This is a genomic window from Streptomyces sp. NPDC004111 (genome assembly GCF_042874215.1).
Taxonomy (GTDB): Bacteria; Actinomycetota; Actinomycetes; order Streptomycetales; family Streptomycetaceae; genus Streptomyces.
In genome coordinates this window covers 123,689-148,142 of the sequence record NZ_JBIAMU010000007.1, presented here as the reverse complement: position 1 = coordinate 148,142, position 24,454 = coordinate 123,689, and the positions used below count along the sequence as shown (strand labels likewise).

Sequence of the window (24,454 nt, the reverse complement as noted above, 5' to 3'; positions counted from 1 at the left end):
CTAGTCTGCGAACCGTTCCCGCTGCTCAAGGAGGAGGCCCAGGTGCCGCAGTCCCCCGACGATCTCGACGCCGTCGCGGTACGCACCTGGTGCTCGCTGGCCCTGGAGGCGCTGGGCGCGGAGCGCGAGGAGATCGACGCGATCAACGTCTATCCGGTCGCGGACGGGGACACCGGCACCAATCTCTTCCTGACGATGGAGTCGGCGGCCCAGGCGCTGGAGGCGGTCTTCGCCGCGCACGAGACGGTGACCGGTCCCACGGCGTCCGCCCCCGTGCTGTCCGACGCGGTACGGGCGATGGCGCACGGCGCGCTGATAGGGGCCCGGGGCAACTCCGGGACGATCCTCTCCCAGCTGCTGCGCGGGATGTCGGAGGAGCTGTCGCAGCGCGGCAGCGCGGACGGCGAGGACCTGCGCCGCGCCCTGGACACGGCCGCGACCTCGGCGTACCGGGCGGTCGCCCACCCCGTGGAGGGTACGGTGCTGACGGTGGCGACGGCGGCGGCGGAAGCGGCCGCCGCCGAAGCTCCTGGCACCGGTGCGCGGGCCACGGCCGCCGCCGTGGCCCGTGCCGCGTACGACGGCGCCCGCAAGGCGCTCACCGCGACCACCGGGCAGCTGGACGCGCTGGGCCGGGCCGGGGTGGTCGACGCGGGCGGCCGGGGCCTGGTCACGGTGCTGGGGGCGCTGGTCGAGGCGCTGACCGGGGAGGCGGTGGCGGTGCGGGCGCACGCGCCGCACGGCGTCCTGGTCGACGACTGCTCGGCCGACCACGCGGACGAGGGCGGCCCCGCCTTCGAGGTGATCTACCTCCTGGAGGCGGACGACGCGGCGGTGGACCGGCTGCGCGGCAGGCTCGACGGGCTCGGCGACTCGCTGGTGGTGGTCGGCGGCGACGGGCTGTGGAACGTGCACGTCCATGTCGACGACGCGGGTGCCGCCGTGGAGGCGGGCGTCGAGGCGGGCCGACCGTACCGCATCCGGATCACGCACTTCGGGGCCGACCGGCTCGCCCCGCCGCGCGAGCGCGCGCAGCGGGCGGTCGTCGCGGTGGTCCCGGGCGAGGGCCTGATGACCCTGTGCACGGAGGCGGGCGCGACCACGGTGCTGGCCAGGCCCGGGGAGCCGCCCGCGAGCGGCGAACTGGTGGACGCGATCCGGCGGGCGCACGCGCGCGAGGTGGTGCTGCTGCCCAACGACGCGGACCTGCGGCACACCGCCGCCGCCGCTGCCCAGCAGGTGCGCACCGAGGGCGTACGGGTCGCGCTGATCCCGACCCGGTCCGCGGTGCAGGGCATCGCGGCGCTCGCCGTGCACGAGCCGGACCGGCGCTTCGACGAGGACGTGGTCGCCATGACGTCGGCGGCCGGCGCCACCCGCTACGCGGAACTGGCCGTCGCGGAGCGGCAGTCGTGGACGATGGCGGGCGTCTGCCAGGCCGGGGACGTCCTCGGGCTGATCGACGGCGACGTGGCGGTCATCGGTACGGAGGTGGCAGCGACGGCGCGCACCGTGCTGGACCGGATGCTGTCGGCGGGCGGCGAGCTGGTGACGCTGGTGCTCGGCGACGGGACGCCGGAGGGTCTCGCGGAGGCGCTGGAGGCGCACGTACGGGAGCACCACCTGGCGGTGGACACCCTGACGTACCACGGCGGCCGGCAGTCCGCCCCGCTGCTCATCGGCATCGAGTAGCCCGCCCCCGGCCGCGCCGCTCACCGGCCGTCAGCGCCCGGTAAGCGGGCGGTAAGCCGGTGCCCGCACGCTGCCGCCCATGACCACCCAGCAGGCGGACGCCGCCACCCAGGCCCTCTCCCACCTCCACGTGCTCGTCTCCGGCGCCAGTGTCGCCGGGCCGGCCGTGGCCCTCCAGCTCGCCCGGTACGGCGCGCGGGTCACCGTCGTCGAGAAGGCCCCGGCCCTGCGCGAGGGCGGCTTCGCCGTCGACTTCCGCGGCCACGTGCACCGCACCGTCCTCACCGACATGGGCATCTGGGACGAGATCCACCGGCGGCAGACCCGGATGGGCACGCAGACCGTCGTCAACGCCGACGGCAGCCCCCGCGTCGACCTCCCCGCCGCCTTTATGAGCGGCGACGTGGAGATCTTCCGCGGCGAGCTCTCCGCGATCATGTACGAGCGCACCCGGGACCTGCCGAACGTCACGTACCTCTTCGGCGACTCGATCAGGACCCTCGGCGACTCGCCCACCCACGTCGAGGTGACCTTCGAGCACGCCCCGCCCGCCCGGTTCGACCTGGTCGTCGGCGCGGACGGGCTGCACTCGCCGACCCGGCGGCTCGTGTTCGGCGACGAGTCGCGTTTCCTGCGCCACCTGGGCTTCTACGTCGCCGGGTTCGACGCCCCCAACCTCCTGGGGCTGAACCGGACCGCGCACCTGTACTGCGAGCCGGACCGGATGGCGGGGCTCGGCAACTACGACGGCGACCCCGACCGCGCGGGCGCCTTCCTGGTCTTCGCCTCCGAGGAGCTGGCCTACGACCGGCACGATCCCGCGCACACGGACCAGAAGGCGATCCTGCGCGAGCGGTACGCCGGTCTCGGCTGGCACACCCCGGCGCTGCTGGCGGCCCTGGAGGACGCGGACGAGCTGTACTTCGACTCCATCGCCCAGGTCCACGTCGACCGGCTCTCCCGGGGCCGCGTCGTCCTGCTCGGCGACGCCGGGTACGGGGCGACCATGGGCGGCATGGGCACGGGTGCCGCGATCGTCGCCGCGTACGTGCTGGCCGGGGAACTGGCCGCGGCGCGCGGCGACCACCGCACGGCGTTCGCCGCGTACGAGGCGGAGGTCGGGGACTTCGTGAAGGGCTGCCAGCGGATCGCGGGGAACGCGGGCCCGTTCTTCGCCCCCTCCTCCGAGCGGGGGATCCGGCGGCGCGACCGCGCGTACCGGATGCTCGGCTCGCGGCTGCTGGCCGGCTTCTTCAAGCGGCTGACGGAGCGGGCGGCCACCGCCATCGAGCTGAAGAGCTACCCCCGCTGATCCCCGGTCCCCGCTCCCCGGCCGGGGCCGGCCCCTCCCCCGGGCCGGGTCCCCCGGGCCGGGTCCCACGGGCCGGGTCCCACGGGTCAGCCCCGCTGGTCCCCCGCCCGCGCCGGTTCCCGCAGCCGCCACCCGTGGTCGACCGGCCCGATGCCCGCGCCGAGCGCGAACCCGGCCGCGATGGCCTCCGTCACGTACTCCTTCGCCGCGTGCACCGCCTGCGGCACGTCCAGGCCCTTGGCCAGACCGGAGGCGATGGCGGAGGCGAGGGTGCAGCCGGTGCCGTGGGTGTGCCGGTTGTCGAGGCGCGGGGCCCGCAGCCAGTGCTCCGCCGAGCCGTCGGTGAGCAGGTCCACGGCCTCGCCCGGGAGATGGCCGCCCTTGATGAGCACCCAGCGCGTCCCGCACGCCAGCAGCGCGTCCGCGGCCCGCCGCATGTCCTGCTCCGACTCCACGCGCACGCCGGTGAGTTGGGCCACCTCGTCGAGGTTGGGGGTGGCCACGGTGGCGGTCGGCAGCAGGCACTTGCGCACCGACTCCACCGCGGAGGCGGCGAGCAGCGGATCCCCGTGCTTGGAGACGCCCACCGGGTCCACGACCACCGGGGCGTCGGTGGCGGCCAGCAGGTCGGCGACCTCCTCGACCAGGCCGGCCGACGAGAGCATCCCGGTCTTGACCGCCTGGACGCCGATGTCGTCGACCACGCTGCGGTACTGGGCCCGCACCGCCTCCACCGGCAGGTCCCAAACCCCCTGCACGCCCAGGGAGTTCTGGGCGGTGACGGCGGTGAGCACGCTCATCCCGTGCACGCCCAGCGCCAGCATCGTCTTCAGGTCGGCCTGGATCCCCGCACCGCCGCCGGAGTCGGATCCGGCGACGGTCAGGACACAAGGGAGCACGGCAGGAGGTATTCGCATAACAGCGAATGTAACGCGACCCCGGCCGCCGTCCCCCGGTTCCCGGCCGCCGCCCCGGATTCCGGCGGCGGCCGGCAGGTCCGCTCGGTCCTCGGTGCCGTCGGGCCTCGATGCCGTCGGGCCTCGGTGTCGTCGGTCCGCGGTGCCGTCAGTCCTCGATGTCGCCGAAGTGGTCCCAGCCCTTGCTGGTCCACGGCGCGCCGTCGACCGTCACCTGAGGCAGCGCGGACGGGTTGAGCACCTCGCCGATCACCTTCCAGCGGGCCGGCAGCTTCACGTCCGGCGGGAACGTCGCCACGATCGCGTGGTCCTCGCCCCCGGTGAGCACCCACTGGAGCGGGTCGACGCCGACGGCCTGCCCGATGTCCGACATCTGCGTGGGGATGTCGATCAGCCCGGACCGCAGGTCGATACGGACCTTGCTGGCCTCCGCGATGTGCCCGAGGTCGGCCACCAGGCCGTCGCTGACGTCGGTCATCGCGGTCGCGCCGAGCCCGGCCGCCGCGGGACCCGCGTGGTACGGCGGCTCCGGCCTGCGGTGCGCCTCGACGAAGGCCCGCGGCGAGCGGAAGCCGCGGGAGAGCACCGCGTGCCCGGCCGCCGACCAGCCGAGCCAGCCGGTGACCGCGACCACGTCGCCGGGCCGGGCGCCGGAGCGCACCACCGGGTCGTGGTTGCGCAGGTCGCCGAGCGCGGTGATCGCGACCGTGATGGTGTCGCCGCGCACCACGTCGCCGCCGACCACCGCCGCCCCGGCGACCTGGCACTCGTCGCGCAGCCCGTCCATCAGCTCGGTCGGCCAGGTGGCCGGGAGCTCAGCGGGGACGACGAGACCGAGCAGCAGGGCCGTGGGCACCGCGCCCATGGCCGCGATGTCGGCGAGGTTCTGCGCGGCGGCCTTGCGGCCCACGTCGTAGGCGGTCGACCAGTCGCGCCTGAAGTGCCTGCCCTCCAGGAGGACATCCGTGCTGGCGACGACCCGCCGGTCCGGTGCGGACACGACCGCCGCGTCGTCGCCGGGCCCGAGCCGTACGGCCGGGGTGGAGGTGAGCCGGGAGGTCAGTCTCTCGATGAGGCCGAACTCCCCCAGCTCGCCCACGGTGCCCTTCATATGTGTGCCCCTTCTGCCCCAGTGCGCTTGCGGTCGCGAGCCGACACTGCTGTAGGTACCGTCAACACGTACGTCAACTTCTCTTCGCCGTACGACTTCTCCTGCGCACCAGCCCCTGCGTCACCGGCCGCGCAAGTCTCCCCACCGCCCGCGACGACGCGATACGGTGGCGTCTCTTTCCCCCACCCCACATGATCCTCGTGGCCGCCTTGGAGGTTCCGTGGTACAGGCATACATCCTCATCCAGACCGAAGTCGGCAAGGCTTCGACCGTCGCCGACCTGATCGGCAAAATAACGGGAGTCATCCAGGCCGAGGACGTCACCGGACCCTACGACGTCATCGTCCGTGCCCAGTCGGACACGGTGGACGAACTCGGTCGCATGGTGGTCGCCAAGATCCAGCAGGTGGACGGCATCACCCGCACTCTGACCTGCCCGGTCGTCCACCTGTAACCCCCGTTTACCCTGGCCGGGTGACTTCTTCGTACCACCGGCTCTTCCGGACATCGGCCGCCGCGGCGCTCCTGCTGTCGGCGGCCGTCGCCTGTTCTCCCACCGACGTCACCGCCTCGTCGGCGGTTCCCACGCCGTCGGCGGAGGTCGCGAAGTACTGCGAGGCGCTCCACAAGGAGCTTCCGGAGAAGGTCATCGAGAACGTCGGACGTACCGAGCTGTCGCCCGAGTCCCCGTTGACGGCGGGCTGGGGCGACCCGGCGATCGTACTGCGCTGCGGGATCGACCGGCCCGCCGAGGTGGGCGACCCGAAGGCCAACGGCGTCGAGGTGAACGGCGTCAGCTGGGTGGTCGACGACCGGGGCGAGGACGGGCTGCGCTTCATCACGATGTACCGCGAGGCCTACCTGGAACTGCTGGTGCCCGCCTCGTACCACGCGGACGCGGGCATCCTCGTCGAGTTCGCGAAGCCGGTCGCGAAGAACATCCCGAAGTCCCTGGAGGACCCGAAGTTCTGACCGGGCCCCTCCCCCCCTGCTCCCGGCGCCGGCGGCCCCTCGCGGGACCGTCCGGCACCGGGTTCCGGTGCTAGCGCAGCCCGGTCGAGCGCCGCAGCGCCGCCTGGATGAGCCGGTCGACCAGCTCCGCGTAGGGCACGCCGCTCTCCTGCCACATCCGCGGGTACATCGAGATCGGGGTGAAGCCCGGCATCGTGTTGATCTCGTTGATGACGAACTCGCCGTTGTCCTGGAGGAAGAAGTCCGCCCGGACCAGGCCCTCGCAGGACGCCGCGTCGAACGCCGCAACCGCGAGCCGCTGGAGCTCGGCCGTCTGCGCGTCGGTCAGCGGCGCGGGCACGATGCCGGCCGCCGAGTCGATGTACTTGGCCTCGAAGTCGTAGAAGTCGTGCGCGGAGACCGGCGGGATCTCGGCGGGCACGCTGGCGCGCGGGCCGTCCTCGAACTCCAGCACCCCGCACTCGATCTCGCGCCCGGTGAGCAGCGACTCCACGAGCACCTTGGGGTCGTGGCGCTGCGCCTCGGCGATGGCGTCGTCCAGCCCCGCGAGGTCGTTGACCTTGGTGATGCCCATCGAGGAGCCGCCGCGGGCGGGCTTCACGAAGAGCGGCCAGCCGTGCTCGCCGGCGAAGTCGACGATCCGTTTGCGGGCGGCGGACGGGTCGGCCGCCCACTCGCGCGGGCGGATCACCTCGTAGGGGCCGACCGGCAGGCCGAAGGAGACGAAGACCCGCTTCATGTACTCCTTGTCCTGGCCGACGGCCGAGGCGAGCACGCCCGAGCCGACGTACGGGACGCCGGAGAGCTCCAGCAGGCCCTGGAGGGTGCCGTCCTCGCCGTAGGGGCCGTGCAGCATCGGGAAGACGACGTCGACCTCGCCGAGCGCCTTGGGCACGGAGCCGGGCTCGCTGTAGACGACCTCGCGGCTGGCCGGGTCCGCGGAGAGCACCACGCTGCCCGCCGCGGACTCCGTGAGCTGCTCCATGTCGGGCACCTTGCGATCGGTGATCGCCATGCGTTCCGGCGCGTCGGCGGTCAGCACCCAGCGCCCGTCCGTGGTGATGCCGATCGGGAGGACGTCGTACTTCTCGCGGTCGATGGCCTGCATGATGGCCCCGGCCGTGACGATCGAGATGCCGTGTTCGGAACTGCGACCGCCGAAGACGACTGCCACGCGCGGCTTGCGGGGCTCCTGGTCAGGGCTCTGGGGGAGGTTCTCGCTGCTCATATCGGCTTGAGGGTACCCGAGGTGCCCTACGGCACCCTAGGCAACCGAGCCGCCGGAATTCAGCGTTCCGGCTTGGCGCTGCGCGACATCAGTTCCTTGACCGCGACCAGCGGCGGCTTGCCCTCGTGGACGATGCTCACCACGGTCTCGGTGATCGGCATCTCCACCCCGTGCCGCTTCGCCAGGTCCAGTACGGACTCGCAGGACTTGACGCCCTCGGCGGTCTGCTTGGTTGCGGCGACGGCCTCCTGGAGCGTCATGCCGCGGCCCAGGTTCATGCCGAAGGTGTTGTTGCGGGACAGCGGCGAGGAGCAGGTGGCGACCAGGTCGCCCATCCCCGCGAGACCGGCGAAGGTGTGCGCGTCGGCACCCATCGCCAGGCCGAGCCGGGTGGTCTCGGCGAGGCCGCGGGTGATCAGCGAGGCCTTGGTGTTGTCGCCCAGGCCCATGCCGTTGGTGATGCCGACGGCCAGCGCGATGACGTTCTTGACCGCGCCGCCGAGTTCCACGCCGACGACGTCGGCGGTGGTGTACGGGCGGAAGTACGGGGTGTGGCAGGCCGCCTGGAACCGTACGGCCGCCTCCTCGTCGCGGCAGGCGACCACCGCGGCGGCGGGGTGCCGGGCGGCGATCTCCTTGGACAGGTTGGGCCCGCTGAGCACGGCGACGCGCTCCTCGGGGACCTTGGCGACCTCGGCGATGACCTCGCTCATCCGCTTGGCGGTGCCGAGTTCGACGCCCTTCATCAGCGAGACCACGACGGAGTCGGCGGGCAGCAGGTCCTTCCAGCCGGTCAGGTTCTCGCGCAGCGTCTGCGAGGGCACGCACAGCACCGCGAAGTCGGCGCCCTCGGCGGCCTCGGCGGCGTCCGCGGTGGCGGTGATGCCCGCGGGGAGCTCGACCCCCGGCAGGTACTCCGGGTTGGTGCGGGTGGCGTTGACGACCTCGGCGCGGGCGGCGTTGCGGCCCCACAGGGCCACGTCGCAGCCCGCGTCGGCGAGCACCATGGCGAAGGCGGTGCCCCAGGAGCCATTTCCGTAGACGGCGACCCTTGTCACTTCTCGTTCTCCCCGGAATCGCCCTTGCGCGCCCGGACCTCGGCGGCCCTGCGCCGCTGCTCGGCCCGTGCCTTGCGGTGGTCGTACACCTCGGCGGGGGCCGACTCCTGCCGTACCTCCGCGAGCAGTTCGGTGATCGCGGCCATGATGGCCTCGGTCGCCTCGCGCAGCACGTCCGGCGTCGGTTCCTTGTCGTAGAACCGCGCCAGGTCGACCGGCGGTCCGGCCATCACCTGGAGGGTCTTGCGCGGGAAGAAGTGCGTCTTCTTGCCCTTGGCGTACGGGGGCATGGCCAGGTTGGCGCCCCACTGCGCGACCGGGACGACCGGCACCCTGGTCTCCAGCGCGACCCGGGCGGCGCCGGTCTTGCCGGCCATCGGCCACATGTCGGGGTCGCGGGTGAGGGTGCCCTCGGGGTAGAAGGCGACGCACTCGCCGCGCTCGATGGCGTCGATGGCGGCCCGGAAGGCGTTCATGGCGTCGGTGGTCTCGCGGTAGACCGGGATCTGGCCGGTCCCGCGCAGCATCATGCCGACGAACGGGGTCTTGAAGAGCCCCGCCTTGGCCAGGAAGCGCGGCACCCGGCCGGTGTTGTACTGCCAGTGCGCGTAGGACAGCGGATCCACGTACGAGTTGTGGTTCACGGCGGTGATGAACCCGCCCTCCGCCGGAATGTGCTCCATTCCGCGCCAGTCCCGCTTGAACAGAACCAGCAGCGGGGGTTTGGCGATGACCGCGGCCAGGCGGTACCAGAAGCCGATTCTGCGGCGGGACACTCGGGACACCTTCCTCTAGGACCCTGGCCACTGCACCCCGTGTGCACCTGTGCGCCCGGTCAGGCGGACAAGTGTCGCCCCGGGTCCCTTGTCTGTCGAGAACACCGTACGCCCCGGCCCGGGGGCCGGGCCTCCTGGTTACCGGCGCCTCGGGCGACAATGGGCCCCGTTCCGCCACCGATCACGGTACGGAGCAGCCCGCTCGCCCGCCCGGACGGAGGCCCGCCACGAACCCGCCCCGGACCCTCTCCTGGTCCCTGGTCGTCCCGCTGAAGCCCTTGGCACGGGCGAAAAGCAGGCTCGCGCCCGCTGCCGGGGACGCGCTCCGCCCCCCGCTCGCCCTGGCCTTCGCGCAGGACACCGTGGCCGCCGCGCTGGCCGCTCCGGAGGTCCGGGATGTGGTGGTCGTCACGGACGACGCGGTGGCGGGCGCGGCGCTGGCCGCGCTGGGGGCGCGCGTCGTGCCCGACTCCCCCGCGGCGGGTCTCAACGCCGCGCTCGCGCACGGGGTGCGGTCGGTGCGGGCGCTGCGGCCGGACGCCGCCGTCGCCGCGCTGAACGCCGATCTGCCCGCCCTGCGCACCGCCGAATTGCGCCGGGTGCTGATCCGTGCGTCGGAATTCCCGCGCGCATTTCTGACGGACGCCGCCGGAATCGGAACTACATTCCTTTCCGCTGCGCCAGAAGTGGAATTGCGGCCCACGTTCGGGGGACCCTCCCGTATCCGGCACATCATTTCGGGCGCCGAGGAACTGCTGCTCGAATTGGTCGATTCGGTCCGCCAGGACGTGGACACCGGCGACGACCTGCGCGCCGCGTTCGCCCTGGGAGTGGGCCGGCACACCGAGGCCCTGTCCCCGGCCTTCGCGGAGCGGGCACAGTCCTGAGGGCCGCCCTCCGGCCCTTGGGTACGCTGCGGCCATGCAGGCGACCGCGTACACATACGACCCCGAGACCCGCAGCGGCAGCGTGCTGCTCGACGACGGCACCCCGGTGCCCTTCGACGCCGCGGCCTTCGACGCGGGCGGCCTCCGCCTGCTCCGTCCGGGCCAACGGGTCCGCATCGAAACCACCCCCGAAACCCCCACCCCCCACATCACCCTGATCACCCTCCAGACCTTCTGAGCCCCCGCGCCGCCCCCTTGGGCGACACCGCCCCACCCCCGCCCCCTTGGGCGGCGGTGCCGCCCCGCCCGAGCCCCCTTGGGCGGCGGGGCCGCCCCCCGGGGGCGGAACGGGCGGGCAAGGGGGCGGCCCCCGGCGGAGCCGAACACCCGCCACCGGCCCACCCCGGCGGACCCGCACCACCCACCCCCGGACGCCCCCACCCCGTACCCCCGCACCAAAGCAGCCCCCACCCCCCGGACACACCGCGGGCCGGGCTCCCCGAAGGAAGCCCGGCCCGGCGTGTGAGTACCCCAGCCGCGAAATTACTTCTTCTTCGCGGTGGTCTTCTTCGCGGTGGTCTTGCGCGCCGTGGTCTTCTTGGCGGGCGCCTTCTTGGCGGTGGCCTTCTTCGCCGGAGCGGTCTTCTTGGCCGTGGCCTTCTTGGCCGTCGTGGCGGCCTTCTTCGCCGGAGCGGCCTTCTTCGCCGTCGCGGTCGCCTTCTTGGCGGTCGCGGTGGTCTTCTTGGCCGTGGTGGCGGCCTTCTTCGCCGTGGTCTTCTTCGCCGCCGCCGTGGTGGTGGTCTTCTTCGCGGCGGTGGCCTTCTTCGTCGCGGTCGCCTTCTTGGCGGTGGCCTTCTTCGCCGCGGCCTTGGCGGTCGTACGGGTGGAAGAACCGCCCGAGAGGCTGCCCTTGGGGGCCTTCTTCACGGCGACGTCGTTCTTCGGGAGCTTCTTCGAGCCGGCCACCAGGTCCTTGAAGCCCTGGCCCGCACGGAAGCGCGGCACGGAGGTCTTCTTGACCCGAACGCGCTCACCCGTCTGCGGGTTGCGGGCGTAGCGGGCCGGACGGTCGACCTTCTCGAACGAGCCGAAACCGGTGACCGAGACGCGGTCACCGGCGACGACGGCGCGGACAACGGCGTCCAGGACGGCGTCCACGGCGTCAGCGGCCTGCTGACGGCCGCCGACCTTGTCGGCAATCGCTTCTACGAGCTGGGCCTTGTTCACGTCTTCCCCTTCGGAGACATTGCCGGAACGAAATGTCCGGACTTATTCGCACGTTAGGCAGATATATACCGCAAATCAAACACGAAACGGGCTAATCACCCTAGTGCCGCAACGAAGTAGGCCTTGTGGGAGTCCTTGCGGGAGTTCCGAAGCCCTAGTCGCCTTCAGGGAATCGGCCCTCGTCGAGGTCCTTCATCAACCTGTTGAGACGTCTAGCCGCACCGGCGAGATCGTGTTTCGCCGCAGCCGTGATGACCAGCAGCTTCCTGGACAGCGCCATCCGTACGCCCTCCGGGACTTGCAGTGCACGCACCCGTGTGTGTGCTTCTTTCAGTTGGTCCGCGACTGCCCCGTAGAGCTTGAGTTGGCTGTCACGTTCCATGCACCGATTGTGCCATCTGGGGCGAGTTGTCGCCTCCGCCGGGGGCAACTAACGGAATTCCAGGCTCCATCAGCCCCAGGAGCCACTTCAACCCCACTTCCCAACTCCCGCACTCACAAGCGCAGTTGAGTCCCGGAACACAGTTCGGCGCCCCCTGCCACGAATGGCGGGGGGCGCCGAAAGTGAGGCGTGAATCTCAGGCCGAACGGGCTACCGGAGGACGGTCAACGGGCCCCGGAGCGACGATCAGGCCCGGAGGGTACTCGGCTTGAAGGCCGGGCGGCTTGATTCGTACGCCGCGATGTCGGGCTCGTTCTGGAGCGTGATGCTGATGTCGTCCAGGCCGTTGAGGAGGCGCCAGCGGGCGTTCTCGTCCAACTCGAAGTCAGCGGTGATGCCCTCGGCCCGCACTTGGCGGTCCTGGAGATCAACGGTGATTTCGGCGTTCGGGTCCCGCTCGGCCAGCTCCCACAGCCGGTCCACCGTCTCCTGCGGCAGGACCACCGTGAGCAGGCCGTTCTTGAGCGAATTGCCCCGGAAGATGTCCGCGAAGCGCGAGGACACAACTGTCTTGAAACCGTAGTTCTGCAGGGCCCAGACGGCGTGCTCGCGGGACGAACCGGTGCCGAAGTCGGGTCCGGCGACCAGCACCGAGGCACCCGCGCGCTCGGGCTTGTTGAGCACGAACTCGGGGTCCTTGCGCCAGGCCTCGAACAGCCCGTCCTCGAAGCCGTCGCGGGTGACCTTCTTCAGCCAGTGCGCCGGAATGATCTGGTCGGTGTCGACGTTGCTGCGGCGCAGCGGAACGGCCCGTCCGGTGTGCGTGGTGAAAGCTTCCATGGTTCTCAGGCCTCCACGAGGGCTGTTGCGTCGGTCAGGTCGGCGGGCGAGGCCAAGTGGCCCAGCACGGCGGTCGCGGCGGCGACCTGCGGGGAGACGAGGTGGGTGCGCCCGCCCTTGCCCTGGCGGCCCTCGAAGTTGCGGTTGGAGGTGGACGCGGAGCGCTCACCGGGGGCCAGCTGGTCGGGGTTCATGCCCAGGCACATCGAGCAGCCGGCGTGCCGCCACTCGGCGCCCGCGGCCGTGAACACCTTGTCCAGTCCCTCGTCGATGGCCTGCAGCGCGACCCGTACGGAGCCGGGCACGACCAGCATCCGCACCCCGTCGGCCACCCGGCGGCCCTCGACGACGGAGGCCGCCGCCCGCAGGTCCTCGATGCGGCCGTTGGTGCAGGAGCCCACGAACACGGTGTCCACCGCGATCTCCCGCAGCGGCTGGCCCGCGGTCAACCCCATGTACTCCAGGGCCTTTTCGGCGGCCTGGCGCTCCGAAGCGTCTTCGTACGAAGCAGGGTCGGGGACGTTGGCCGACAGCGGGGCGCCCTGGCCGGGGTTGGTGCCCCAGGTGACGAACGGGGCCAGCGAGGCGGCGTCGATGAGGACCTCCGCGTCGAAGACCGCGTCGTCGTCGGTCCGCAGCGTCTTCCAGTACGCCACCGCGGCGTCCCAGTCCTCGCCCCGCGGGGCGTGGTCGCGGCCCTTGAGGTAGTCGAAGGTGGTGGCGTCCGGGGCGATCATCCCGGCGCGGGCGCCCGCCTCGATGGACATGTTGCAGATCGTCATGCGGGCCTCCATCGACAGTTTCTCGATGGCCGCTCCCCGGTACTCCAGGACGTAGCCCTGGCCGCCGCCGGTGCCGATCTTCGCGATGACGGCGAGGATCAGGTCCTTGGCGGTCACGCTCTCGGGCAGTTCGCCCTCGACGGTGATGGCCATGGTCCTGGGGCGGGCCATCGGCAGCGTCTGGGTGGCCAGCACGTGCTCGACCTGCGAGGTGCCGATGCCGAACGCGAGGGCGCCGAACGCGCCGTGGGTGGAGGTGTGGGAGTCGCCGCAGACCACCGTGGTGCCCGGCTGGGTCAGTCCCAGCTGCGGTCCCACCACGTGGACGACGCCCTGCTCCACGTCGCCCAGCGGGTGCAGCCGCACCCCGAAGTCGGCGCAGTTCTTGCGCAGCGTCTCCAGCTGGACCCGCGAGACGGGGTCCGCGATGGGCTTGTCGATGTCGAGGGTCGGGGTGTTGTGGTCCTCGGTGGCGATGGTGAGATCGGTGCGCCGTACCGCGCGCCCGTTCTTGCGGAGACCGTCGAAGGCCTGCGGGCTGGTGACCTCGTGCAGCAGGTGAAGGTCGATGAAGAGCAGGTCGGGCTCCCCTTCGGCGCGCCGGACGACATGGTCGTCCCAGACCTTCTCCGCGAGTGTCCTACCCATCGCTTTCCCTCCGGCCGGCGGCTTTGCCGGCTCAACTAGAGATGTGACTCACCCCGCCCGAACCCCCGTACGGGGCGGTGACCGCGGGCCGTTGTACGGCCGCCGGTACAGCGTGACAAGTTCGTTGGAAAATTGAACTTGCGTTTCACAGAGTGAGACGCGAGTATCGACGCATGGACAACTCTAGCGGCGTCGGCGTTCTCGACAAGGCGGCGCTCGTGCTGAGCGCCCTGGAGTCCGGTCCGGCCACCCTCGCGGGGTTGGTCGCGGCCACCGGACTCGCACGACCCACGGCCCACCGGCTGGCCGTGGCACTGGAGCACCACCGGCTGGTGGCCCGGGACATGCAGGGCCGTTTCATTCTCGGTCCGCGGCTCTCGGAACTCGCGGCGGCGGCCGGCGAGGACCGCCTGCTGGCCACGGCGGGCCCGGTGCTGACCCACCTGCGCGACGTGACGGGCGAGAGCGCGCAGCTCTACCGCCGCCAGGGCGACATGCGCATCTGCGTCGCCGCGGCGGAACGGCTGTCCGGACTGCGGGACACCGTCCCGGTGGGCTCCACGCTCACCATGAAGGCCGGGTCCTCCGCGCAGATCCTGATGGCCTGGGAGGAGCCCGAGCGCCTGCACAGGGGCCTCCAGGGCGCCCGCTTCACCGCCACCGCCCTGTCCGGCGTACGGCGCCGCGGCTGGGCCCAGTCGATCGGTGAGCGCGAGCCGGGCGTCGCCTCGGTCTCCGCCCCGGTGCGCGGCCCCTCCAACCGCGTGGTGGCCGCCGTCTCGGTCTCCGGGCCGATCGAGCGCCTGACCCGCCACCCGGGCCGGATGCACGCCCAGGCGGTCATCGACGCGGCGGCCCGCCTCTCGGAGTCGCTGCGCCGCTCCGGCGGCAGCTGACCGGCGGCCCGCCCCCGCCCCGTACGACGTACCTCCCGGAGCCCCGAACACCCGTCACAACCACGGGAGTTCGGGGCTCCGGCCGTATACCGGCCGCACCCGGCCCGAGACACGAAAAAGCCCTCCGCATCATGGATGCGGAGGGCTTCTCCTTGCTGTACCCCCGACCGGATTCGAACCGGCGCTACCGCCTTGAGAGGGCGGCGTGCTAGGCCGCTACACAACGGGGGCCTGCGTGTGGCAGATCAACCCTGACCTGCGAAGACAGGCGGATCAACATGCGCTGGGCTACCAGGACTCGAACCTAGAATGACGGTACCAGAAACCGTAGTGTTGCCAATTACACCATAGCCCATGGTGGTTGAGACCATTTTGAGTTGGTTCCTACCAGTACCCCCGACCGGATTCGAACCGGCGCTACCGCCTTGAGAGGGCGGCGTGCTAGGCCGCTACACAACGGGGGCCCTAGCGATCCTTGCGTCGACACATCCAGGAGCGACCCGAAGATGTCGGAAAGAAAGGATCTGTACCCCCGACCGGATTCGAACCGGCGCTACCGCCTTGAGAGGGCGGCGTGCTAGGCCGCTACACAACGGGGGCCCTAGCAGAGCTGCTTCTTGATCTATGAACTTCAACAGCTCTCGCAAGCTGGGCTACCAGGACTCGAACCTAGAATGACGGTACCAGAAACCGTAGTGTTGCCAATTACACCATAGCCCACCAAAACTCAACCCCCTGACCGGGGGTCTTCGTTCGGTTTGCGCTTCCCGGCCGGACCTTTCGGCCCTCTCGGGCGGCGCAGAAAGAACATTACCCGAAGGTGTCCGGGGCTCCAAAACGGGTATTGCCCGCCAGCAGGTCAGGGACCTGATCGAGGCCGGAGACGCTCACCAGCTCGGGCCTCCCGCCCGTCCCCGAGCGGTCCAGCCAGATCCCGGTGAGCCCGGCGGCAACGGCCCCACCAGCGTCGATGTCCGGCTCGTCGCCGATGTACGCGACCTGCTCGGGCGGCAGTCCGAGCGCGTCGCAGGCGGCGTGGAAGGCCGCGGCGGCCGGCTTGGAGACGCCCAGTTCGGCGGCGCACAGCACGGCCTCGAAGCGGTCCCAGACCCCCAGGACCTTCAGCTTCCGCTCCTGGTTGACCAGGCTCGAATTCGAGAGCACGGCGTGCCGGTACCCGTCGGCGAGGGCGTCCAGGACCGGCACGGCGTCCGGGAAGAGGGCCCAGGCGGCCTCGAAGTGGACGACGTGCCTGGCGAACCAGTCGTCGGCCTCCTCCTCGCTCAGGGGGCCGCCGAGGAAGCCCTCCACCCGGGCCCGCCGCTGCTCGTCGAAGGTGCACTCCCCCGCCGCGAAGCGCGCCCAGTGCAGCTTCATCAGCGTCCGCCACCGGTCGAGGGCCTGCTCCGCGGTGTCGTACCCGGCGGGCAGCCCCTCGGCGGCGAACTGGGACCGCATTCCGGCGAGGTCGGCGGAGGTGTAGTCGAAGAGGGTGTCGTCGATGTCCCAGACGACGGCGCGGATCGTGGCTCGGGTCGGCATACCGGAAAGGCTAGGCCGCGTCCTCGTCGCCCGGTACTACGCCGAAGTCGGTGACGAAGCAGGTGATGTTGCCGTCCGCGTCGCGGCCCAGCCAGGTGGGGTAGGCGCCGTCGCCCCAGCCGGAGGTGAAGGCGATCAGGTTGTGGCCGGTGGCGGGGGCCGTGACGGTGTGCGGGCCCGGGTTGTACGGGTCGGCTTCGAAGGCGTCCCAGAGCGGACCCTCGTCGCCCTGGCAGTCCGGGAAGGACTCGTCGGCGGCGGCGTCGTAGAAGCAGCCGGTGCCCGCGTCCACGCCGTAGCAGAAGATCTCGTCGTCGCCGAGGTCCGCCGGGTCCTGGCCGGGGGTCAGGGCGGGCTCCCAGGTGACGGTGGGGGCGTCCGAGATGATCAGGCGGGCCGCGGCGAGCCGGAGGTGGGGCGGGCCCTCGGGGTCCTCTTCGGCGGCGGTCAGGGTGGCCACGGCGGCGTCCACCCGGTAGCGGCCGGGGGCGACCTCGGCGGTGAAGGGCTCGGCCTCGCCGGTGCCCAGGCAGGTGAAGGGGTCGCAGGCGACCACCCGGCCGGTGGGCAGCCACAGCTCCCCGCCGGGGACCACCGCGAGGGTGCCCGTGGTGCCGGGTTCGTCGTCGGTGAAGGTGTGGCCGGGCACGAAGTACTGGGCGAGGTCGGGTGCGGCGGTCGTCATGGTGGAGCGGTCCCCCGGGTGGGCGTCGGACTGTTCAGGGCTGCCGCGCAGTCTCACACGTACCGCTGACAGTGCCGGGCCCCGGGGATGCGCGAGGGGGTGGCGGCCTGCCGGCCGCCACCCCCTCGGGAAACGCGATGTCCCCCGCGCGGTTACCGCGCCAGCTTGGCCAGGGCGGCGTCGATGCGGGTCAGGGTCTTGTCCTTGCCCAGGATTTCGAGGGACTCGAAGAGGGGCAGGCCGACCGTACGGCCGGTGACGGCGACGCGGACCGGGGCCTGGGCCTTGCCGAGCTTCAGGCCGTGCTCCTCGCCGGCCTTCAGCACGGCGTCCTTGAGGAACTCCGGGCTGGACCAGTCGGCCGCTTCGAGCTTGCCGCGGGCGGTGGTCAGCAGGGCGACCGGGTCGCCCTTCATGGCCTTGGTCCAGGACGCCTCGTCCTCGACCGGCTCGGGCAGGAAGAGGAAGTCGACGTTGGCCGTGATGTCCGAGAGGACGGTCAGCCGGGTCTGGGCGTGCGGGGCGATGGCCTCCCACGCGGACTCGTCGAAGTCCTCGGGGGCCCAGTTGGCGTGCGGGGCCCGCAGCCAGGGCTTGCAGGCGTCCGCGAAGGCCTTGGGGTCCAGGAGGCGGATGTGGTCCGCGTTGATGGACTCGGCCTTCTTGAGGTCGAACCGGGCCGGGTTGGCGTTGACGTCCGCGATGTCGAACTTCGCCACCATCTGGTCGATGGTGAAGATGTCCTCGTCGGCGGAGAAGGACCAGCCGAGCAGCGAGAGGTAGTTGAGCAGGCCCTCGCGGAGGAAGCCGCGCTCGCGGTAGAGGTTGAGCGACGACTCGGGGTCGCGCTTGCTCAGCTTCTTGTTGCCCTCGCCCATGACGTACGGCAGGTGGCCGAACTCGGGGACGAACGTCGCGACGCCCAGGTCGATCAGTGCCTTGTACAGGGCGATCTGGCGCGGGGTGGAGGAGAGCAGGTCCTCGCCGCGCAGGACGTGGGTGATCTCCATCAGGGCGTCGTCGACCGGGTTGACGAGCGTGTAGAGCGGGGCGCCGTTGGCCCGGACGATGCCGTAGTCCGGCACGTTCTCCGGGAGGTAGGTGATCTCGCCGCGGACCAGGTCCGTGAAGGTGATCGGCTCGTCGGGCATCCGGAAGCGGACGATGGCCGGGCGGCCCTCGGCGACGTACGCCGCCTTCTGCTCGTCGGTGAGGTCGCGGCAGTGGCCGTCGTAGCCGGACGGCCTGCCGGCGGCGCGGGCGGCGTCGCGGCGGGCGTCCAGCTCCTCGGTGGAGCAGTAGCAGTGGTAGGCGCGGCCGGCCGCGAGGAGCTTGGCGGCGACGTCCTGGTAGAGGTCCATCCGCTGGGACTGGCGGTAGGGGGCGTGCGGGCCGCCGACCTCGGGGCCCTCGTCCCAGTCGAGGCCGAGCCAGCGCAGGGAGTCCAGGAGCTGGTTGTAGCTCTCCTCGGAGTCCCGGGCGGCGTCGGTGTCCTCGATGCGGAAGACCATGGTGCCGCCGGTGTGCCGGGCGTACGCCCAGTTGAACAGGGCGGTACGGACGAGGCCCACGTGCGGGTTGCCCGTCGGGGAGGGGCAGAACCGGACGCGGACGGGGGAGGACGGGGTGTTAGCCACGCTTGATCACCTTGTTGGTGAGAGTGCCGATGCCTTCGATGGTGACGGCGACCTCGTCGCCGACGTTCAGGGGTCCGACACCCGCGGGGGTGCCGGTGAGGATGACGTCTCCGGGCAGGAGGGTCATCGCTTCGGAGATGTGGGCGACCAGGTCGGCGACGGAGCGGACCATGTCGCTGGTGCGGCCGAGCTGGCGCTGCTGCCCGTTGACCGTGCACTGGATGGTGAGGTCGGCCGGGTCGAGGTCGGTCTCGACCCAGGGGCCCAGCGGGCAGGAGGTGTCGAAGCCCTTGGCGCGGGCCCACTGCTTCTCGCGCTGCTGGACGTCGCGGGCGGTCACGTCGTTCGCCGCGGTGTAGCCGAAGACCACGTCCTTGACGCGCTCCTTGGGGACCTCGCGGCACATACGGCCGATGACCACGGCGAGTTCCGCCTCGTGGTGCAGTTCGGAGGAGAAGGAGGGGTACGCGATCGAGTCGCCGGAGCCGATCACCGAGGTGGAGGGCTTGAAGAAGGCGACCGGGACCTCGGGGACCTCGTTGCCGAGCTCCGCCGCGTGCTCCGCGTAGTTGCGGCCGATGGCCACGACCTTGCTGGGGAGCACGGGCGGGAGGAGCCGCACCTTGTTCAGCGGGACCTTGACGCCGGAGAGTTCGTGGTCGGCGTACGGAATGCCCTTGATGATGTCGAGGACGAGGTCACCGGAGTCAACGGTTCCGTCGCCCTCGACCGCGCCGAAGGCGACATTGCCGTCGATGGAGAATCTGGCGATGCGCACGGGATGCCTGCGCCCCTTATCTGAGCTGGCCGGAGTCTGACGCTCCAGGCTAACGCGGGTGGGGGGTGCGACCGCTCGGCGTTCCGTGCGCGGCGTCGCCGTTACGCGGGGACGGCTTCGGCCTGCTCGGGGGCGACCATCAGGATCGTGCGGCGGGTGTTGGCGGTGACCGCGGGCAGTTCCTGGGCGTACTCCGGGAGGGCGGCCGGCTTGGGGGTGCCGGTCTTCTTGTCCAGGTGCGCGAGCGTCGTGCGCTGCGGGTTGGCCAGGTTGCGGATCGCCGGGGCCGTCTTCTTCGCCGTCTTCGTGGTCTGCATGTGAGCTCTCGCGCCTTGTCGTGGGGGCGCCGGACGGGCGCCGGTGGTCGGATTCGCAATCCCTGTAAAGCGTCAGGCTAAACATCCGCTTCCCGGCCAAAGCCGGGAATGTGCAGGGATCTTCGTGTGAGTTTCCTCACGAGTTGTTGGGCAAATGCCGCAATTCGGGCCGTTGATCTTGGGGGCAGAAACGGACATTGCATACCTGAAGGTTTCATTCCGCTCCTGATCGCCCCGTCTGGGGCACGCCCCACCCGTAAGCGACTCGTAAGGAAATGTCCATTTCGTACGGGAAAGGATTCTACGGCTGGTGATCTCCTCGACACAAAGCGTCACTCCGGTTGCGACGCGCCCCACGGGCCTTGTTGGAGATCCTGCACTGTGCTGGAATTCCCCGGACCGCGGTCACTCACGACCACCCATGGGGATGATCCGGTACCCCAAGACTCGACACCGTTCGGCCGCTCTGCGGTGGGACGCCTGGTCCAGAGGTTGCGACGCTAGTGCAGGGACGTTTCAAGAGGGATGGCAGCGCTGCGGCGGAGCAGGAGCCGCGCGGCGGGACCGACCGTGGCTCATCGCCCCAGCCCCAGCACGCCCAGAACCAGGGACCGGCGCAGGCCGGTGCCGCCGGAAGGCCCGGCCAGCCGGGTCAGCCCGGTGGTCCGGGAGGCTCGGGCGGAACCTTCGGCGGCGGTGCCTTCGGTACGGGCCCCGGACCGGGCGGCCCCAAGGGCCCGGCGGGTGCCGGTGAGCCCTCGGGCAAGGCGTCCAAGTCCCCGAAGCCGATCAGCGCGGGCACCCGAATATCCCTGCGCAACTGGAGCATCAGCACCCGACTCGTCTCGCTGCTGGCCCTCCCCGTGGTCGCGGCGACCGCGCTCGGCGGACTCCGTATCAACGAGTCCCTGAGCGACATGCAGCAGCTCGACCACATGCAGCTGCTGACCAACATGACCCGGCAGGCGACCGAGCTCGCCGCCGCCCTGCAGAACGAGCGCGACAAGACGGCGGGCCCGCTGGCCAACGGCTCGGCCGCCAACGCGACCGCGGTCAAGTCCGAGACGGACAAGACCGACCGCGTCCAGTCGGCCTTCATCCGGGAGACCGGCGACGTCGAGGTCGGTGACGACTCCGACCCGGCGCTGAAGAGCATCCGGGGAAGCCTCAACGACATCGCGGCCAGCCTCAAGACCCTGCCGGACATCCGTGAGGCGGCGTACCAGAACCGCTCCGAGGCCGGTCACTCGCAGACCGTCACCGCCTACGGCCAGCTGATCAACTCCCTGCTGAACCTCTCGCAGGACATGGCCCAGGCCACCTCCAGCCCGGAGATGATCCAGCGCACCCGCGCCCTGGCCGCGTTCTCCGCCGCCAAGGAGTACGCGTCGATCCAGCGCGCGATCATCGCCGCCTCGCTGCCCGACACCCCGGACAACGCGAACCCGCTGACCAAGCTCCACGAGAGCGACCGGCTGGTCGGCCGGGCGGCGATGGGCAACGAGAAGAAGGCCCTCACCACCTTCAACCGCATCTACGGCACCGGCGCCGCCGAGCTGACGGAGATCCTGCGCAAGGGCACTCCTGACTCCCTGCGCGCCGAGGAGTACGCGAACAAGGTCCTGAGCACCGAGAAGGGCATGAGCCAGGTTCCCAAGCGGTCCTACATGGACTGGGGCGACCAGGCGAGCGTCGAGATCGAGGCGATGAAGCGCATCGAGGCGACGCTGCTCAGCGAGATGGACCAGAAGGCCCGCGAGCTGAAGACCGACTCCGAGCGCTCGACGATCATCTCGGGTGCGGTCATCCTCCTCGTGCTCGGCGTCTCGCTCGTCGGCGCCTTCGTGGTGGCCCGCTCCATGATCCGCTCGCTGCGCCGCCTCCAGGACACCGCGACCCGGGTCGCCCAGGACCGCCTGCTCGAGCTCGTCAAGCAGCTCTCCGAGTCCGACCCGCAGGACGTCGACACCTCGGTGGAGTCGGTCGGTGTGCACAGCCGGGACGAGATCGGCCGCGTGGCCTCCGCGTTCGACGACGTGCACCGCGAAGCGGTACGACTCGCCGCCGAGCAGGCACTGCTGCGGGGCAACGTCAACGCGATGTTCACCAACCTCTCGCGCCGCTCCCAGGGCCTGATCCAGCGTCAGCTCTCGCTCATCTCCGAACTGGAGTCCCGCGAGGCCGACCCCGACCAGCTCTCCTCGCTCTTCAAGCTCGACCACCTCGCGACCCGTATGCGCCGGAACGGCGAGAACCTCCTCGTCCTCGCCGGTGAGGAGCCGGGCCGCCGCTGGACCCGCCCGGTCCCGCTGGTCGACGTGCTCCGTGCCGCCGCCTCCGAGGTGGAGCAGTACGAGCGCATCGAACTCTCCTCGGTGCCCTCCACCGAGGTCGCCGGACGCGTGGTCAACGACCTCGTGCACCTGCTCGCGGAGCTGCTGGAGAACGCCACGTCGTTCTCCTCGCCGCAGACCAAGGTGCGCGTCACCGGTCACGCGCTGCCCGACGGCCGCGTGCTCGTCGAGATCCACGACACCGGCATCGGTCTCTCCCCGGAGGACCTGTCCGCGATCAACGAGCGGCTCGCCGCTCCCCCGACCGTGGACGTCTCCGTCTCCCGCCGCATGGGCCTGTTCGTGGTCGGCCGGCTGTCCCTGCGACACGGCATCCGCATCCAGCTCCGCCCGTCCGACTCGGGCGGTACGACCGCGCTGGTCATGCTCCCGGTCGACGTCGCGCAGGGCGGCAAGAAGCTCCCCGGCAAGCCCGGTGGCCCGGGTGGTCCCGGTGCGCAGGGCGGCCAGGGCGGCGCCCCGCAGATGCCCGCGGGTCCCGGCCCGCGTCCCGGTCTCCCGGCCGGTCCCGGTGCGGGCGGCGGTCCCGGCAGCCGTCCGGGCGCCCCGCAGGGCGGTCCCGGTCTGCTCGGCGGCGGCGACGCGCCCCGCCGCGAGGTCGGCGCGGGCTCCGGTCCGCGCGCGGCGCTCCCCGGCCGCACCCCCGGTGCCGGTCTGGGCAACGCGGCTCCGCCCGCCGCCGCCAAGCGCGGCGGTCTCGCCGGTGCCTTCGGCGGTGCCCGCGGCGGCCGTGAGGACGTCCAGCAGGCCAACGCCTCCCAGGGCAACGCGCCCGCCCCGCTCCCCCGGGCCGGCGGCCCGCGTGCGGAGCTGCCCGGCGGCAACCCGGCGGGCGGGCAGCGCCCGGCCCCGCAGGCCGCGAGCTGGGGTGCCCGGCAGAACCCGGACGTGCCGCGCGGTCACGAGGAGACGGAGGACCGCCAGGGTCCCGGCTCCACGGCCGAGTTCGACCGCCCGGACTTCAACGGGCCGCCGCCCGGTTCCGCCGCGGCGACGGGGCAGTTCGAGCGCCCTGACGTACGGCAGAACCCGGCGGCCACCGGCCAGTTCGAGCGGCCCGACGTACGCCAGGACCCGGCCGCCACCGGCCAGTTCGAGCGTGCGGACGTACGCCAGGACCCGGCGGCGACCGGCCAGTTCCCGCAGGCCCAGCACGGCTTCCAGGACCCCGCGGCCACGGGGCAGTTCCCGCAGGCCGACACGCGTGGCTTCCAGAACCCGGCGACCGCCGGAGGGTTCGAGCGGCCCGACGCGCGCGGCCCCCAGGGTCCGGGCAGCACCGGCCAGTTCCCGCAGGTGGGACGCCCGGCGCAGGACCCCGCGGCCACCGGTCAGTTCCCGCAGCCCGACTTCGACCGGGCCCCCGGCCCCTTCGAGCGCCCCGACGTCCGGGAGCCGCAGGGCAACAGCACCACCGGGCAGCACCAGGTGGACCCGTACAGCACGGGCCAGCACCAGGTGGACCCCTACGGCACGGGCCAGCACCAGGTGGACCCGTACAGCACAGGTCAGCACCAGGTGGACCCGTACGACACCGGGCAGCACCGGACCGGCCAGTTCCAGGGCGGACAGCAGGGTGGCCGGCAGGGCGGCCGTCAGGACGGTCCGCACGAGGAGACCGGCCAGTACGGGACGGGCCAGTACGAGACCGGTCAGTACGAGACCGGCCAGTACGAGCGTCCCGGGGCCGGTGCCACTCCGGCGCCGCCCGCCGGTCTGCCGCAGCGTCCGAACCCGCAGCGCCCGAACGAGCAGCGCCCGCGCGGACCGGAGGCCGGTCAGGGCGGTCAGGGTCAGGGCCAGCAGGGCCGGGGCGACGCCGACTTCGGTGCGCCGCGTCCCGTCGCGAGCCTGCCCGCGCAGCCCTCGCCGCAGCAGACCCCGCCGCAGCGTCCGCTGGAGCGCCGTCCGCAGCAGCCGTCCGACGCGCTGCCGCCGGCCGCAGGTCCCGGGGACGGCCGTACGCCGCTCTTCGACACCCTGGAGTCGAACTGGTTCCACGGCGACCAGCCCGGGGGCCAGCAGGCCCCGCAGGGCCGGCCGCAGGCCCAGGCCGCTCCTTCCGTGCCGCAGCAGCCCTCCGCTCCCGAGCGGGACGCCGAGGTGAACTGGCGTCCCTCGCCCAACGACGAGCTCGTCCGCCAGGCCGAGCGCGTCCGCAAGCCCGCCGCAGGCGGAGTCACCACTTCAGGACTTCCGCGTCGTGTACCGAAGGCCAACCTGGTCCCGGGCACCGCGCAGGAACAGAACCACCAGACAGGTCCGCAGGTCTCCCGCGCGCCCGACGACGTGCGCGGCCGGCTGACCAATCTTCGTCGGGGTATTCAGCAGGGCCGCCAGGCCGGCAGCAACGGCACCACTGGCACGTTCCGCGCTGTTGACCCCACTCACCAGCAGGAGCGTTAGTTGAGTC

General features: G+C 71.7%; 22 protein-coding genes and 5 tRNA genes. 8 read left to right on the top strand and 19 right to left on the bottom strand.

Translation table 11 applies throughout. The features are described 5' to 3' along the window. Positions 1–42: 42 nt before the first annotated feature. Complete coding sequence (locus ACFYVL_RS16180; RefSeq protein WP_389245060.1) at positions 43–1,692, top strand: DAK2 domain-containing protein; 1,650 nt, start codon at positions 43–45, stop codon at positions 1,690–1,692. Between the two features lie 79 nt (positions 1,693–1,771). Beyond that, positions 1,772–3,004, top strand: a complete 1,233-nt coding sequence (locus ACFYVL_RS16175; RefSeq protein WP_389245058.1) for an FAD-dependent monooxygenase — start codon at positions 1,772–1,774, stop codon at positions 3,002–3,004. 86 nt (positions 3,005–3,090) lie between these two features. Here ACFYVL_RS16175 and thiD read toward each other — a convergent pair whose 3' ends face one another. Beyond that, positions 3,091–3,921 carry a bifunctional hydroxymethylpyrimidine kinase/phosphomethylpyrimidine kinase gene (thiD, locus tag ACFYVL_RS16170; RefSeq protein ID WP_389245056.1) on the bottom strand — a complete coding sequence of 277 codons (831 nt, stop codon included), beginning with the start codon at positions 3,919–3,921 and terminating at the stop codon, positions 3,091–3,093. Between the two features lie 148 nt (positions 3,922–4,069). Next, the gene (locus tag ACFYVL_RS16165; protein WP_389245054.1) at positions 4,070–5,032 is read right to left on the bottom strand and encodes a thiamine-phosphate kinase; all 963 of its coding nucleotides are present in this window, start codon (positions 5,030–5,032) and stop codon (positions 4,070–4,072) included. 220 nt (positions 5,033–5,252) lie between these two features. Between ACFYVL_RS16165 and ACFYVL_RS16160 the strand changes: the two genes are divergently transcribed. Together ACFYVL_RS16160 and ACFYVL_RS16155 are read left to right on the top strand one after the other, a co-directional pair. Beyond that, positions 5,253–5,486 carry an Lrp/AsnC ligand binding domain-containing protein gene (locus ACFYVL_RS16160; protein WP_189825812.1) on the top strand — a complete coding sequence of 78 codons (234 nt, stop codon included), beginning with the start codon at positions 5,253–5,255 and terminating at the stop codon, positions 5,484–5,486. A 20-nt stretch (positions 5,487–5,506) separates the two neighbouring features. Next, positions 5,507–6,004: a DUF3515 domain-containing protein gene (locus ACFYVL_RS16155; protein ID WP_389245052.1), complete on the top strand. Its 498-nt coding sequence runs from the start codon at positions 5,507–5,509 to the stop codon at positions 6,002–6,004. A 70-nt stretch (positions 6,005–6,074) separates the two neighbouring features. Here the strand turns inward: ACFYVL_RS16155 and ACFYVL_RS16150 are convergent, their stop codons facing one another. The 3 genes from ACFYVL_RS16150 to ACFYVL_RS16140 are packed head-to-tail and all read right to left on the bottom strand — an operon-like array spanning position 6,075 to position 9,066. After that, positions 6,075–7,232 carry a D-alanine--D-alanine ligase family protein gene (locus ACFYVL_RS16150; RefSeq protein WP_389245050.1) on the bottom strand — a complete coding sequence of 386 codons (1,158 nt, stop codon included), beginning with the start codon at positions 7,230–7,232 and terminating at the stop codon, positions 6,075–6,077. Positions 7,233–7,291: 59 nt separating this feature from the next. Further along, positions 7,292–8,290 carry an NAD(P)H-dependent glycerol-3-phosphate dehydrogenase gene (locus ACFYVL_RS16145; RefSeq protein WP_389245048.1) on the bottom strand — a complete coding sequence of 333 codons (999 nt, stop codon included), beginning with the start codon at positions 8,288–8,290 and terminating at the stop codon, positions 7,292–7,294. Next, a complete protein-coding gene (locus tag ACFYVL_RS16140) occupies positions 8,287–9,066 on the bottom strand; it encodes a lysophospholipid acyltransferase family protein (RefSeq protein ID WP_389245046.1) in 780 nt (259 codons plus the stop codon). The genes ACFYVL_RS16145 and ACFYVL_RS16140 overlap by 4 nt, the downstream gene beginning before the upstream one ends. 257 nt (positions 9,067–9,323) lie before the next feature. Between ACFYVL_RS16140 and cofC the strand changes: the two genes are divergently transcribed. Then, positions 9,324–9,953: a 2-phospho-L-lactate guanylyltransferase gene (cofC, locus tag ACFYVL_RS16135; protein ID WP_389245390.1), complete on the top strand. Its 630-nt coding sequence runs from the start codon at positions 9,324–9,326 to the stop codon at positions 9,951–9,953. Positions 9,954–9,987: 34 nt separating this feature from the next. After that, positions 9,988–10,191, top strand: a complete 204-nt coding sequence (locus ACFYVL_RS16130) for a hypothetical protein (protein ID WP_389245044.1) — start codon at positions 9,988–9,990, stop codon at positions 10,189–10,191. Between the two features lie 305 nt (positions 10,192–10,496). Here ACFYVL_RS16130 and ACFYVL_RS16125 read toward each other — a convergent pair whose 3' ends face one another. From ACFYVL_RS16125 to leuC, 4 genes are all read right to left on the bottom strand, one after another. Beyond that, positions 10,497–11,180, bottom strand: coding sequence for an HU family DNA-binding protein (locus ACFYVL_RS16125; RefSeq protein ID WP_389245043.1), 684 nt, complete (start codon positions 11,178–11,180; stop codon positions 10,497–10,499). Positions 11,181–11,334: 154 nt separating this feature from the next. Then, the gene (locus ACFYVL_RS16120; protein WP_389245041.1) at positions 11,335–11,562 is read right to left on the bottom strand and encodes a hypothetical protein; all 228 of its coding nucleotides are present in this window, start codon (positions 11,560–11,562) and stop codon (positions 11,335–11,337) included. Positions 11,563–11,808: 246 nt separating this feature from the next. Then, positions 11,809–12,402, bottom strand: coding sequence for a 3-isopropylmalate dehydratase small subunit (gene leuD, locus ACFYVL_RS16115; protein ID WP_389245039.1), 594 nt, complete (start codon positions 12,400–12,402; stop codon positions 11,809–11,811). A gap of 5 nt (positions 12,403–12,407) precedes the next feature. Beyond that, a complete protein-coding gene (leuC, locus tag ACFYVL_RS16110; protein ID WP_389245037.1) occupies positions 12,408–13,832 on the bottom strand; it encodes a 3-isopropylmalate dehydratase large subunit in 1,425 nt (474 codons plus the stop codon). Positions 13,833–14,005: 173 nt separating this feature from the next. Between leuC and ndgR the strand changes: the two genes are divergently transcribed. Next, positions 14,006–14,728: an IclR family transcriptional regulator NdgR gene (gene ndgR, locus ACFYVL_RS16105; RefSeq protein ID WP_389245035.1), complete on the top strand. Its 723-nt coding sequence runs from the start codon at positions 14,006–14,008 to the stop codon at positions 14,726–14,728. 158 nt (positions 14,729–14,886) lie between these two features. Here the strand turns inward: ndgR and ACFYVL_RS16100 are convergent. The 10 genes from ACFYVL_RS16100 to ACFYVL_RS16055 all read right to left on the bottom strand — a co-directional run bounded on the left by ACFYVL_RS16100 (position 14,887) and on the right by ACFYVL_RS16055 (position 19,687). Next, positions 14,887–14,959, bottom strand: a tRNA-Glu gene (locus tag ACFYVL_RS16100). Between the two features lie 52 nt (positions 14,960–15,011). Then, positions 15,012–15,083: transfer RNA gene (locus ACFYVL_RS16095), tRNA-Gln, on the bottom strand. 36 nt (positions 15,084–15,119) lie between these two features. Then, positions 15,120–15,192 (bottom strand) — tRNA-Glu (locus tag ACFYVL_RS16090). Positions 15,193–15,255: 63 nt separating this feature from the next. Then, a tRNA-Glu gene (locus ACFYVL_RS16085) sits at positions 15,256–15,328 on the bottom strand. A 48-nt stretch (positions 15,329–15,376) separates the two neighbouring features. Further along, a tRNA-Gln gene (locus ACFYVL_RS16080) sits at positions 15,377–15,448 on the bottom strand. Positions 15,449–15,538: 90 nt separating this feature from the next. Beyond that, on the bottom strand, positions 15,539–16,270 hold the full coding sequence (locus ACFYVL_RS16075) for an HAD family hydrolase (protein WP_389245033.1): 732 nt from the start codon (positions 16,268–16,270) through the stop codon (positions 15,539–15,541). Between the two features lie 10 nt (positions 16,271–16,280). Next, positions 16,281–16,955, bottom strand: coding sequence for a DUF4241 domain-containing protein (locus tag ACFYVL_RS16070; RefSeq protein ID WP_389245031.1), 675 nt, complete (start codon positions 16,953–16,955; stop codon positions 16,281–16,283). Positions 16,956–17,107: 152 nt separating this feature from the next. Then, entirely contained in the window at positions 17,108–18,592 is a 1,485-nt protein-coding gene (gene gltX / locus ACFYVL_RS16065) for a glutamate--tRNA ligase (RefSeq protein ID WP_389245029.1), read from the bottom strand. Next, a complete protein-coding gene (locus tag ACFYVL_RS16060) occupies positions 18,585–19,370 on the bottom strand; it encodes a fumarylacetoacetate hydrolase family protein (RefSeq protein ID WP_389245027.1) in 786 nt (261 codons plus the stop codon). The genes gltX and ACFYVL_RS16060 overlap by 8 nt, the downstream gene beginning before the upstream one ends. Before the next feature lie 101 nt (positions 19,371–19,471). Further along, on the bottom strand, positions 19,472–19,687 hold the full coding sequence (locus ACFYVL_RS16055; RefSeq protein ID WP_389245025.1) for a hypothetical protein: 216 nt from the start codon (positions 19,685–19,687) through the stop codon (positions 19,472–19,474). A 503-nt stretch (positions 19,688–20,190) separates the two neighbouring features. Between ACFYVL_RS16055 and ACFYVL_RS16050 the strand changes: the two genes are divergently transcribed. Beyond that, a complete protein-coding gene (locus tag ACFYVL_RS16050) occupies positions 20,191–24,447 on the top strand; it encodes a nitrate- and nitrite sensing domain-containing protein (RefSeq protein WP_389245023.1) in 4,257 nt (1,418 codons plus the stop codon). Positions 24,448–24,454: the final 7 nt, after the last annotated feature.